The following is a 13,082-nucleotide window of genomic DNA, read 5'->3' as shown; positions in this document are numbered from 1 at the left end:
AATCCGGGAAAATAACTACGCAATCGTTGCCGAAATACGGAATCAATAATCCACATAAAAAAAGGGAGTTCTGAATTGACTTCAGGACTCCCTTTTTTCACAGTAATTAAGCTTAGTATTTTTTAGAACAGATATTTAGTACTTAAAAAATTAGAATTATTACCATCAATTATTTCATTGATTAACAACTTATTACTTTCATTCAGCTTGGTAGCTACCAGAGATCGGATAGAGAAAGACCGAAGTGCATCTACAACTGACAATGTACCTTCTGCACTATCTTTTCTACCCGTAAACGGAAACGCATCCGGCCCGCGCTGACATTGACAATTGATATTTACACGGCTCACCTGATTGATCAGCGGATCAATTAAAGCAGCAACTTCTACGTGGTCATTACTAAAAATACTAACCTGCTGACCATGCGTAGATTCAATCAGGTATTCAATCGTTTCTTCCAGGTCATCAAAAGGAACAACAGGAATAACCGGTCCGAACTGTTCTTCCGTATAAAGTTTCATGTCTTTGTTTACTGGATAAACAATTGCAGGATATACGAAAGATTCATTGGTAGTACCGCCATGCGCATTGATTACCGAGGCACCATGTGTGATGGCATCTTCAATACATTCTTTAAGATAAGCGGGTTTATGTGGTTCAGGTAAAGGAGTTAAGGATACACCTTCTACCCACGGCATACCAAACTTTAGTTTAGCTACAGCGGCTGACAATAATTTCAGGAATTCATCAGCCAGAGAACGGTGGATGAAAATAATTTTTAAAGCGGTACATCTTTGTCCGTTAAAAGACAAAGACCCCAGAACAGTTTCCTGAACTGACAATTCCAAGTCTGCATGTGCCGTGATTATCGCTGCGTTTTTTGCATCTAATCCTAAGATAGCCCGCAATCTGTTAACTTTTGGATGCAGCTTTTTCAGTTCATTTGCTACTTTACTGGAACCGATTAAAGTTAAAACATTAATCTTTCCTGATTTCATCAGTCCGGGAATGATCACATTTCCTCTGCCATAAATCGTATTGACTACACCTTTTGGGAAAGAATCTCTGAAAGCTTCCAATAATGGGTAGTGTAAAAGCGTACCGTGCTTAGGTGGTTTGAACAATAAAGTATTCCCCATAATCAGGGCGGGAATCAAAGTGGTAAAAGTCTCATTCAATGGATAGTTAAACGGGCCCATACAAAGTACTACACCAAGTGGGGAACGTCTGACCTGTGCAACAATCCCCTGTTCTATCGTAAACCTTGATGACTGACGGTCCAGATCTTTAAGGGCATCAATAGTCGCATGAATGTACTCAACTGTCCTGTCAAATTCTTTCACAGAATCGGCATAAGATTTACCGATTTCCCACATCAGCAGCTTAACAACCTCCTGTTTCTTTTCAATAATTCTGCCTGTAAATTTCTCTACATGGGTAATCCGGTCCGCTACACTCATTGTAGGCCATTCGCCGCGGCCATTGTCATAGGCTGCAACAGCAGCGTCAAGCGCCTCCATGGCTTCTTTTTCACTACATAATGGATAGGTACCGATCACCTTACGCTGTAAACCCTCAGGAGTTTTGATACAAACAGGGGAAACTACAGTGTGAACTTCTCCATCCCAGGGATGCATGGCACCATTACTTAAATACGCGCGCTGATGCAGTTCTTGCTGCAATCTGAATGCTTCGGGTATTTCATGCTCTTCAACAAAAATGGAATTGAGCTGGTCTTGAAAATTCATCCGTTAAAATTTATGTTTATTAATAGTTATCCCGTACAAAATAGGAAATAGTTTATACTTAAACGTTTAAATTATATAATCATATTAACCATTTTAGAAATTAAAGTAATCTTTTGCGTTATTATAGCAGATATTTTTAATGATTTCCCCTATCCAGCCTATATTATCGGGTAATTCACCGTTTTCTATATCCTCACCGAGCAAATTACAGAGTAATCTTCTGAAATATTCGTGACGGGGATAAGAAAGGAAACTTCTGGAATCGGTAAGCATTCCTATAAAACGACTTAACAAACCCATGTTTGATAGTGCATTGAGCTGCCGGGTCATTCCATCTTTCTGATCCAGAAACCACCATCCCGAACCAAATTGAATCTTTCCGGCTATAGTTCCATCATTAAAATTACCGATCATTGTTGCCATCAGTTCATTATCTGAAGGATTCAGATTGTAAAGAATGGTTTTGGCAAGCTGATTACTGGCATCCAGTCTGTTTAGAAACTTTGATAACTGAGGCCCCTGCTGAAAATCACCAATAGAATCCCATCCGGTATCTGGCCCCAGGCGCTCGAGTAAACGTGAATTATTGTTCCTTAATGCACCAAGATGATATTGTTGTACCCATCCTTTTTCATGATCCCAGATTGCGAAATGATAAAGCATAGCAGATTTAAATTGTAAAATCTCCTGCTCATTTAATACTTGCTGTTGAATAACCTTATCAAATATCAAGTCTATCTCCTGATCGGTGTAATCAGTAGCATAGAGCTGTTCTAATCCATGATCAGAGACAGAACAACCATTTGCCGCAAAGTAATCATGACGGTCTTTTAAGGCCTTTAAGTAAGTTTCGAAATCTGTTATGTGATAAGATGTAATGGCTTGCAATTTCTTGATATAAGCAAGCATTGCAGGGAAATCATCTGCGTTCATTGCTTTATCAGGCCTGAATGCAGGCAAAACTTTCACTTCAAAGCCATCTGCTTTAATCTTTTGATGATGTACCAGATCGTCTGTTGGATCATCGGTAGTAGCCAGGGCACTGACTTTCATTTTTCGTAGCAGGTTCCGTACGGAGTAAGCTGGCGTTTGAAGTTTTAGGGTACATTCATCATAAATTTTTCTGGCCGTAGCCGGAGATAAAATATCAAAAATATCAAAATAGCGTTGCAGTTCCAGATGTGTCCAGTGATATAGTGGGTTACGCAGTGTATAGGGTACGGTTTCTGCCCACTTCTCAAATTTCTCCCAGTCACTTTTATTTCCAGTGATATATTCTTCCGGAACTCCGTTGGCACGCATTGCACGCCATTTATAATGATCCCCGTAGAGCCAAACTTGTGTCAGGTTTTCAAAATTCTTGTCTTCAGCGATCTGATCTGGTGGTAAATGACAGTGATAATCTATCACAGGCATATTTTTCGCGTATTGATGATAGAGCAATACGGCCGTTTCATTATTTAATAAGAAGTTTTCATCAATAAACTTTTTCACAGCAATAGATTAGTATAAGAAATTGGTTGTTATATATTTTAAAGACCTTTTTAAGGTGCTTCTGCAATTTCCATTTCTGAAGCAGCCAATAGAAATGCGCCCACACCTTTAGGGTCATTGGTGATTACCTTTTCACTGATATAATACGTATAACTGCCATCCCGATATGGTTTTCCACCTAAACCGGAGACACTTACCGTACCTTTTAAGTTGATTTGCCCGGGTTTCGCTCCTTCTTCGATAAACTCTCCTTTTATGCCCTGAAAGCCATTTTTGGCAATTGTAAAGTATTTATGGTCTAAATATCCTTTGCGAACGCCTTTACTGATCGTGTAAACAAACATACACGATGCCGAAGCTTCCTTATAGTTCCCTTTACGGTCTGGCTGATCAAGAATATCGTACCATAAGCCAGAATTTTTATCCTGATACTTGCCGATAGCAGTTGATAAGCGGTCCAAAATATCCAGAAGGGCTTTTCTTTTTGGATGATGTTCCGGAAAGTATTCCAGTACATCGACCAAAGCCATCCCATACCAACCCATTGCCCGGCCCCAGAAATTCGGAGAAACACCGCTTTTTTTATCGGCCCAGCGTTCTTGTTTCGATTCGTCCCAGCCATGATAGAGTAATCCGGTCCGCCTGTCACGCGCATTTTTCTCCATGTAAATAAATTGATTTGCGATATCATCATACGCTTGATCAGCTTTGATCAAAGCCGCATATTCTGCATAAAAAGGTTCCCCCATATACAGCCCGTCCAGCCACATCTGATTCGGATATATTTTTTTATGCCAGAACCCGCCTTCTTTGGTACGGGGTTGCTTTTTAAGCTGATCCCAGAGCAAGGTGGCGGCTTTAAAATATTTCTTCTGCCCGGTTACTTTATATAAAGAAAGCAGTGTACGGCCGTTTTTAACATTATCAATGTTATAATCAGCCTGTTTATAACGGTTGATATCCCCATTTTTGGTGACGAAGAAATCCATAGACTTCTGCATATATTTAAAGTAGACATCTGATTTGGTCCTTTTCCAGATAGCTTCTATCCCTTCCAGGATAACTCCCTGATCATAGGCCCATTTAACTGGCTTAGGATTAGCCGGATCAAGGTTTAAGGAATCCTGCCAGATATCCATTACCATAGCAGCCATAGCCTCACTGAGTGGTTTGGTCTGTGCGATTGTTCTTGTATTCACAGACATAATGAACAAACAAACCAAACCTGCTTTTAAGAAAAATAATCTTTTCATACCTGCTTATTTTAGGAGAAGTGATTGCGTAGCCGGATCAAGATTTTTGTAGGAAACATTATTTCCATTTTGTATCCTGATTAATGGTTTTGACTGTTCAACAATCAGATTTATGTGGTTAATTTGTATGTTTTTAGCTTCTTGTAAATCAATTCCTTCTTTAGATTTGATAGTCAATTGATCAAAATAGATATCACTGATATTTAACTCTGGCAAGCCACGGATAAATATAGCTTTGGAAGCTCCGTCGCAAACAATATTACTGATATGAAAATCTCTGAATACAGGGGTTTCTTCAGTGACAGGCAAAAGCTTAATTTTTGGCGTTTCTCTTTTTTCTCCGGACAAAACTATCGGATCAACTGCTGCATAATACATATCAAAGAGAATAGCTTCGCCAACAATATCCTTCATATTGATATTTCTGGCGTAAATTTTTTCCACTACGCCGCCTCTCCCTCTTGTGGTTTTAAACCGCAAACCGATATCTGTACCGATAAAAGTACAGTCGGTAATGTAGATGTTTCTGGCTCCGCCAGACATTTCACTTCCAATTACAAAACCGCCATGGGCATGATAAACGGTACTATTCCGGATGACCACATTTTCTGTCGGAATACCGCGTTTGCGTCCTGCGGCATCTCTTCCTGATTTGATACAGATCCCATCATCACCTACATCAAATGTACTTCCTTCGATGAGTACATTTTTACAGGATTCTATGTCTATACCATCACCATTCTGTGCATACCATGGGTTTTTCACATATACATTCCGCACAGTAAGATCACTGCACATCAGAGGATGTAAATTCCATGCGGGAGAATTTTGAAAGGTAACGCCTTCCAGCAAAATCTGCTTACAATTATTAAGTACCAATAAGTTCGGACGCAGAAAGTCTTTAATCGAGTCGTAAAATGCCGCAGATTTATCTTTAGTAATCAGCCCGGGATCTTTCATTTCAGCTCCTTTAAATGTTTTTTCTGAGGGATACCAGATCTTTTTTTCTTCATTCACCAAACCACCGGAAGCTATACGTGCTTTCCACTGGCTTTCTGTTAATTTATCTTTCTTAACCATCCGCCATACATCGCCGGCCCCATCAATAATCCCATAGCCGGTTATCGCAATATTTTCCTGCTCATTAGCCCAGATAGGTGATTGATTCCGCATCTGCGCCACTCCTTCCCAATTTCCTTCTACCAGTTTGTACTGATTAAGATCTTTGGTAAATTGGAGTAAAGCATTTTTTTGCAGGTGCAGGTTTACGTTGCTTTTAAGTTCAATCGGCCCGGTCAACCACATTCCTTCGGGAATTAAAACTACACCACCACCATTTTTACTGCTGGCTGCTATAGCCTGATTAATTTGAATAGTATTCAGTGTCACGCCATCACTTACCGCCCCGTACTTAGCAATACTGAGCGTATCAGTTTTGAATACGGGTTCTTTAACTACTGGCAGGTGATCAAAAGGATCTGCTTTTTTATCCTGTGCACTTAGATTCAATGCCAGGCTGAGGATCAGGCCTGTAAGGGTTAGACGGAAATTGTTCATGAAAATCTGGTTAGCTGTTTTCTCTTCAATAGGTAACAAGTCTACATAGTTTTAGGACAGCATAAAACTATTACACTTAAAATAAATACGCAATCGTTGCCGTAGGTGCTTTCTATCATTTTACAATCAGAATTTATATGTAAACTTGTGTTAATTCTAACCAAATAGAAAAAGGCGTTATGTTTGTACCCTCTACATTAAAAGATATAGCCAGTGCACTGGGCTATTCAACTTCTACAATTTCCAGGGCTTTACGTGATACTTATGAGATCAGTCCTGAAACCAAAAAGATTATAAGGGAGTATGCACAAAAGATAAACTACCGCCCTAACCCTATTGCACTGAGCTTAAAGGAACGCCGGAGCAAATCAATTGGTGTTGTTGTGGCTGAGGTTGCCAATCATTATTTTTCTCAGGCAATTAATGGGATTGAATCTATTGCTTATGACCGTGGTTATCATGTAATCATTACGCAAACTCATGAATCTTATGAGCGGGAAAAGATTAATATTCAGCATTTAGCTTCCAGATCTGTAGATGGATTACTGGTTTCTTTATCTGCGGAAACAAGTGACACTTCACATCTTCAGGATTTGCATCAAAAAGGATTACCAATGGTATTTTTCGACCGGGTTGCAGATGAAATTATCACCCATAAAGTTATAGCTAACAATGAAAAAGGGGCTTTTGAAGCCACAGAACATTTGATTCATAAAGGGTATAAAAGAATTGCACATTTAACGAGTTCTGCCCATTTATCAATTAGTATAGAACGGCTGGAGGGTTACAAAAAGGCATTGGCGGAACATCATATTCCTTTTGAACAAGACTACGTGAAGTATTGTCCGCACGGTGGCATGTTTTATCAGGAAACAGAAAATGCAATCAAAGAATTGATGAACCTGAAGGAAAGACCTGATGCGATTTTCGTAGCAGGTGACAGATTAAGTATTGATTGCCTGATGGTATTTAAAAATTTAAATATCAAAACTCCACAGGATATCGCGATTACAGGATTTAGTAATTCTGATGTACTGGATCTGATGAACCCTTCATTGACTTCTATCCGCCAGCCTGCCTTTGAAATGGGGCAGATAGCGACCCAGATGCTGCTTAAGGTCATAGAAAGTAAGTATCCAGTATACGATTTTGAGAAAAAGGTACTGGATACGAGCTTATTTGTACGGTAATAACCAGGGATGACTTATAAGGAAATCCCTCTTTTCCAGGGAATAAAGTCATCCTGGTTTAACAGAACGGATTTTGGGATCACTTCGCCACTGGCGGCTTTAATGCAGTAGGTTAAAATCTCTTCTCCCATTTGTTCAATAGTTTTTTCACCCGAAATCACCGATCCTGCATTAATATCAATGATATCATTCATCGTGGCTGTTAGCGCGTTGTTAGTCGATATTTTAATAACCGGACAAACCGGGTTTCCTGTGGGTGTGCCTAATCCTGTAGTAAATAAAATCAGCGTAGCTCCGCTTGCTGCTTTACCAGTGGTCGCTTCCACATCATTTCCGGGTGTACAAACCAGGTTCAAGCCAGGTTTCAATGCAGGTTCAGTATAGTCCAGTACATCTTCTATGGGTGATGTCCCTCCTTTTTTTGCTGCGCCATTACTCTTGATGGCATCTGTAATTAAACCGTCTTTAATATTACCCGGTGAAGGGTTCATGTGAAAACCGGAACCCGCATTTTCTGCTGCCTGGCTGTAGGCAGACATCAGCTTCATGAATTTTCTTGCCGCTCGCTCGTCTTTTGTCCTGTTTAGGATATCCTGTTCTGTACCACAGAGCTCGGGAAACTCCGCCAATAAAACTTTGGCACCGAGTCCGACCAGCAAGTCGGCACAATAACCAACCGCAGGATTTGCTGAAATACCACTAAAGCCATCACTGCCCCCGCATTTTACCCCAATACATAATTTGCTCAGAGGAGCCGGATGGCGTTCCATTTGATTCGCTTCAATTAATCCTTCAAAGGTTTGCCGGATGGCTGTTGTAATGAGGTGTTCTTCACTTTGGGATTGTTGTTGCTCAAAAATATAGAGCTTTTTATCAAATGCAGGATTTCGTTCTTTTAAATCATTCAAAAAATCCTGAACCTGCAAGTTCTGACAGCCCAGGCTTAATAGGGTCACACCTGCAACATTAGGGTGATCTGCATAAGCGGCCAGTAGCTTACTTAATACAGCGGAATCCTGACGGATACCTCCACAGCCCCCCTGATGATTCAGGAATTTGATCCCATCTATATTTTTGAATGGCCTTTTGGTGTTTAAGTGTTCGGGTTCCAGCGCAATTGGAATTGCTGCAAGTGTTGCAGTATCAGCCCCGTTCTGATAGGCTTCCACTAACTGGTGAGTATAAGATTTGTATTTTTCAGTTACCGCATATCCCAGTTCATTGTGCAATGCTTCTTTGATCACATCAAGGTTCCTGTTTTCACAAAACACAGTCGGTATAAACAGCCAATAGTTTGCGGTACCTACATTTCCATCTTTGCGATGATAACCGTTAAAAGTAAGGCCCTCGAATTTACTGATATCCGGTGCCTGCCATTGATACTGATAAGGACTGAAAAAGTATGGGGCAGCTGCATGCTTCAGGTTATCAGTGGTCATTAACGCTCCTGCCTTCACAGGAATTTGTATCTTACCAACTAAGGTCCCGTACATGATCACTTTTTCACCCTCCTCCATAGCTGAGGTATAAAATTTATGTTTTGCCGGAATATCTTCAGTTAGCAAATAATAGTTATCCTGATATTGAACGGTTTCACCTGCTTTAAGATCAGTTAATGCGACAATCACATTATCATTGGGGTGAACTTTTAAAATATTAATGCTCATAATTGATATATTTCCCGGTTTCTGCCAGTGTAATTTTTGGGTTCCATCCCTTAAAAATTAAATCCGTTGTATAGCGTTTCACTTCTTCCTCACTGAGCTGATGTGACCATGCCACCCGTTGATCAGGATTAAAACCTTCTCCTTTGTTTTTATATTCTGCATAGTAAGCAGTTTTTTCATTGCTTTGTTTGCGCCAATTGTCCCAGCCTTCTGTTTTGATCAGCTTTGGTAGTTCGCAGTTGATATAAACGGCTTTACTATAGGGGCGCCATGGTCTGCCCAGATAAACGGTACGCGCTGAAGCATCACCGGTGATCCGGCAGTTTAAAAATACATAGCCATACTTGATCGTATCCGGAGCAGAAGATGCGGTGATATAATGAGCTCCTTGTTTACAAGAAATAGTACAATCTTCAAATAAAGCAGTCGCAGCACCGAAAATAAAGTCTACAGTTCCTTCAATGTAACAGTTTTTAAAATATTGTCTGTTTCCTGCACCATAGGTATAAAGTGTATCTTGAAAACCCTTTATCCGGCAATTGAAAAAGGTAGTTTGGTCTCCTGATATCCAAAGGGCAACAGCTTGACCCACCGGGCCGGCAGTGTTCTGAAAGGTAATATTGTAAGCACTAAATCCATCTCCGCAAATGTAAAAGCTGGAAGAACCTGAAGTACCCATTTCTTCGCCGAAACGATTTTTCTTTGCTGCGTAATCATTGTAAGTCAAAATTGTTTTGGTAACGTCCTCTCCTACTAGTTTTACAAGTTTTTTTGAGGGTGACAGGTTTAATTTCTCCTGATATATTCCGTTCCTGATAAAAATTGTAGTCGTGACTTTTCTGAAATCAGGAACTGCATTGATGGCTTCCTGCACAGTCAGATAATCTCCGGTTCCATCTTTGGCAACAGTTATTTGTTTATCCTGAACCTTTGCCTTTGCAAAAAATGTCAGGGATAAACAGCCAGTCAAAAGCAGTATCAATTTTCCTTTCATAGAAGACAATGCTAATTGTAATTTTTCAGGAATTAACTGACTGCCGGATTTAAATCTGCGCAAACGATGCCGGGAATGTTGTACGGATGCTTTTTCTTATCCGAATGATTTTGTCTATTTTTATTAAATACTGCTCATCAGCAGAAGAGCTGATTAATGACAAAATTTATGGCAACAGTACCATTCCGAAGTATCCAGGGCAAATGGGTTATGGCTTGTACTATAATGGCTTCAGCAATGGCCTTTATCGACGCCACTGCACTTAACGTGGTCCTGCCTTCATTACAACAGCATTTGAAGGCTTCAGGGCCTGATCTTTTCTGGGTATTAAATGCTTATTTACTCCTGCTGGCTTCTCTGATTTTGATCGGTGGTACGCTGGGTGACAGGCTGGGCAGGAAAAAGGTCTTTATGATTGGGATCTTTATTTTCATCCTGGGTTCTACGGCCTGCGGGTTTTCTTCCACGGCCACTATGCTGATTATTTTCAGGGTGATACAAGGTATTGGTGGCGCATTAATGATCCCCGGAAGTTTATCACTTATTTCTTCTGCTATTGATGAAAAAGAACGGGGAAAGGCCATTGGAACCTGGTCTGCGGCTACTACTTTAGTGACTATGGGTGGCCCTGCGCTTGGCGGGGCACTGGCAGATGCGGGTTTGTGGCGTTATATCTTTTTTATCAATGTGCCTATCGGAGTTATTGTGCTTTTCTTTTTAGCGACAAAAGTAAAAGAGATCAAAGATGAGCAGAATACACAAAAAGTGGATTTTTATGGAGCAATTGCTATTGCATTTGGACTGGCTTTGCTCACTTTTGGTTTTCTGCGTTTACCAGCCGTTGGTTTTAGCCATATTCAGGGATATGGTGCTATTAGTGCAGGAATTTTGTTGTTGTTCGCCTTTATTATAATCGAGCGTAAAAGCAGCCATCCAATGATGCCGCTGAGTTTATTCAGTAATTCTATTTTCACCGGAACAAATCTGCTTACTTTTTTCCTTTATGCAGGACTTGGCGCAGGAATGTTATTTATTTCATTAAATATGGTACAGGTACAGGGTTATACGCAACTGGAATCTGGCCTTACTTTTCTTCCTTTTACTATTTTCATGGTGGTCAATGCACGTTTTGCCGGTAGCCTGGCTGATAAATATGGGCCGGGGTTATTTTTGATCGCAGGCCCGTTTTTAGCTGGCCTGGGTTTGTTATTGTTGTCTTTTATCAAACAGACAAATGGCCCCTCAGCTTACTGGAATACCTTTTTGCCCGGTATTCTTGTTTTCGGTTTTGGGATGTCTTTGACCGTTGCCCCGCTTACCGCAGCAGTAATGGGCTCAGTAAGTGATCATTTTACAGGTACAGCCTCAGGTATTAACAATGCGATATCAAGAATTGCCGGTGTTTTCGCAAATGCGGTTTTGGGCTCCATGGCAGTCTTGCTATTTTCCGCAGCTTTGCAAAACGAGATTAAAGAGTTACCTTTTAGTCCGCAGCAAAAACAGGCGATAATTGCCCAAACCTCAAATCTTGGGAATGCAAAGGTACCGGAAGGATTAACTGCAATTCAGGAAAAGAAAGTATTGGCAGCGTATCATGCTGGTTTTATTGATGCTTATGGGAAGATTATGAAAATCTCTGCCGGACTTGGTTTTTTAGCTGCGTTAATGGCAGTGGTTTTTATCAAAAAGACAAACAAAAGGCTGAAAGCCGACCGGATATAAACTATTGTCTGTACTATCTTAAATCGGTTGCATCCTGACTATGGATTTATACCATTTGATAGCTTTCCGCTCTTCATTTTTCAGGAATGAGTTTTTCCCTTCATTATAATCGTTACCGTCCTTCCATTCCTGCTGACTCAATTTTTCTTTCAGCAGTTGATATTCAGTTTTGATGCCGGGATAAGTACGAAGGTAATCACGAAAAGCAATGTGGCGTATCCAGTGTACGGAGTTCAATTGTAAGACATGAATGTGAGCTGAACGCAGCGGGGAACTTGTTAAGTTGACGAAAAATCTGCGATACGGCATATCTTCGTTATAGTTTTCATAATAGACGTAACCTTTATCCATGAGCAAAGCCGGAATTATGTTCAGCTCATCAATATCGTCTACACCGATCAGAATATCTATAATAGATTTAGCAGATAAACCTTCTACAGCTGTACCACCAATATGTTCTATCTGTGGGTTAAGTGAAGCCATGACTTCACTTAATTCAACTTTAATTTGATTAAATGATTCTTTCCACAACGGATTGTATTGTTCAACTTTAATTTTCATCCCTTCTTTTTTAACAGGTGGTGTTGTACCAAATTTACTGAGCAGGTGGCTGTACTTAGGAATTAAATAGCCCAGGCAACCAAAAATTCGCTTGAACTGTTCACTTACTCAGCTGAACTGTATATAAAATGTCCTGTTAAAAGAGGATATAAAAGTTATTTAAGAAAAGGGATACCGCTGAGCTGTTCACAAATTGCAAGTAATTTCTCCTGAAGATGAATATCATCAGTTGCAGCTAAATACTTCGCTTCTTTCAGGTGATGAAAATAACGGCCACTTACCCGGGCCTGCTGATCATCGCTGACAGCAAGCCATATCTGCGTCTGAAAACCTTCTTCCAGGTTGTCAGGTGCTCCTTGCCCGCCCATTTTTGTAGGGACCCAGCCCGGATCAACAGCATTGGAAAAAACTTCAGGCCATTTACGCGCAACGGCTTTGCAAAGCATTAAGACCTGCATTTTAGAGTCTGAATAACTTGTCCGGTCAATCTTATAGTCCAAATTAATCAGATCAGGATTACCCCCCATATGCAATTCAGAACTGAGATAAATAATGCGTTTTGGCTTATGGATTAAAGCTGTCAGGATATAGGGTGCCAGCGTATTTACAGCAAAAGTCAAATTGGCCGCTACCTGATAAACACCTGCATTATGAATAATGACATCAAATTGTCCTATAGCACTAACTTCGGCAGCCAGCTTTTTTGTTTCTTCAATATTGGATAAATCAGCAACGAGCGCGTTATCAGCACCAGGTACATTATCCATTGCTAATTTAGCCCGCTCTGCATTACGTGCATGCAGTACAACCCGGTGACCCTGTGCCACCAGTTGTTTTGCTGCTAATTGTCCAAGTCCATCAGCTGAACCGGTAATAAATATTCTGGCCATTAATAA

General features: G+C 40.4%; 10 protein-coding genes. 2 read left to right on the top strand and 8 right to left on the bottom strand.

What is annotated here, in order from left to right:
• Positions 1-122 precede the first annotated feature (122 nt).
• The 4 genes from HDE70_RS07920 to HDE70_RS07905 form a co-directional block, all read right to left on the bottom strand.
• Entirely contained in the window at positions 123-1,748 is a 1,626-nt protein-coding gene (locus tag HDE70_RS07920; RefSeq protein ID WP_183889233.1) for an NADP-dependent glyceraldehyde-3-phosphate dehydrogenase, read from the bottom strand.
• Positions 1,749-1,841: 93 nt separating this feature from the next.
• Positions 1,842-3,242 (bottom strand): glucuronate isomerase, encoded by a 1,401-nt coding sequence (gene uxaC, locus HDE70_RS07915; protein ID WP_183889231.1) that lies wholly within the window; start codon positions 3,240-3,242, stop codon positions 1,842-1,844.
• Between the two features lie 50 nt (positions 3,243-3,292).
• On the bottom strand, positions 3,293-4,495 hold the full coding sequence (locus tag HDE70_RS07910) for a glycoside hydrolase family 105 protein (RefSeq protein ID WP_260160137.1): 1,203 nt from the start codon (positions 4,493-4,495) through the stop codon (positions 3,293-3,295).
• Between the two features lie 6 nt (positions 4,496-4,501).
• Positions 4,502-6,052 (bottom strand): glycoside hydrolase family 28 protein, encoded by a 1,551-nt coding sequence (locus tag HDE70_RS07905; RefSeq protein ID WP_183889229.1) that lies wholly within the window; start codon positions 6,050-6,052, stop codon positions 4,502-4,504.
• 179 nt (positions 6,053-6,231) lie between these two features.
• Between HDE70_RS07905 and HDE70_RS07900 the strand changes: the two genes are divergently transcribed.
• A complete protein-coding gene (locus HDE70_RS07900) occupies positions 6,232-7,242 on the top strand; it encodes a LacI family DNA-binding transcriptional regulator (protein ID WP_183889227.1) in 1,011 nt (336 codons plus the stop codon).
• Between the two features lie 14 nt (positions 7,243-7,256).
• Here the strand turns inward: HDE70_RS07900 and HDE70_RS07895 are convergent, their stop codons facing one another.
• Both HDE70_RS07895 and HDE70_RS07890 read right to left on the bottom strand, forming a co-directional pair.
• The gene (locus HDE70_RS07895; RefSeq protein WP_183889225.1) at positions 7,257-8,909 is read right to left on the bottom strand and encodes a UxaA family hydrolase; all 1,653 of its coding nucleotides are present in this window, start codon (positions 8,907-8,909) and stop codon (positions 7,257-7,259) included.
• Positions 8,899-9,903 (bottom strand): pectinesterase family protein, encoded by a 1,005-nt coding sequence (locus tag HDE70_RS07890; RefSeq protein WP_183889223.1) that lies wholly within the window; start codon positions 9,901-9,903, stop codon positions 8,899-8,901. Before HDE70_RS07890 ends, HDE70_RS07895 begins: the two co-directional genes overlap by 11 nt.
• 168 nt (positions 9,904-10,071) lie before the next feature.
• Here HDE70_RS07890 and HDE70_RS07885 point away from each other — a divergent pair, with 168 nt between their 5' ends.
• On the top strand, positions 10,072-11,625 hold the full coding sequence (locus tag HDE70_RS07885) for an MFS transporter (RefSeq protein ID WP_183889222.1): 1,554 nt from the start codon (positions 10,072-10,074) through the stop codon (positions 11,623-11,625).
• An 18-nt stretch (positions 11,626-11,643) separates the two neighbouring features.
• On the opposite strand, the gene HDE70_RS07880 is transcribed toward HDE70_RS07885, so the two are convergent.
• Complete coding sequence (locus HDE70_RS07880) at positions 11,644-12,186, bottom strand: GrpB family protein (protein ID WP_183889220.1); 543 nt, start codon at positions 12,184-12,186, stop codon at positions 11,644-11,646.
• Positions 12,187-12,341: 155 nt separating this feature from the next.
• The gene (locus tag HDE70_RS07875; RefSeq protein ID WP_183889218.1) at positions 12,342-13,076 is read right to left on the bottom strand and encodes an SDR family NAD(P)-dependent oxidoreductase; all 735 of its coding nucleotides are present in this window, start codon (positions 13,074-13,076) and stop codon (positions 12,342-12,344) included.
• Positions 13,077-13,082: the final 6 nt, after the last annotated feature.

Origin of the sequence: Pedobacter cryoconitis (genome assembly GCF_014200595.1) — a bacterium.
GTDB lineage: Bacteria > Bacteroidota > Bacteroidia > Sphingobacteriales > Sphingobacteriaceae > Pedobacter > Pedobacter cryoconitis_C.
The sequence above is the reverse complement of the archived record's forward strand: the minus strand, read 5'-3'. Positions and strand labels throughout refer to the sequence as shown.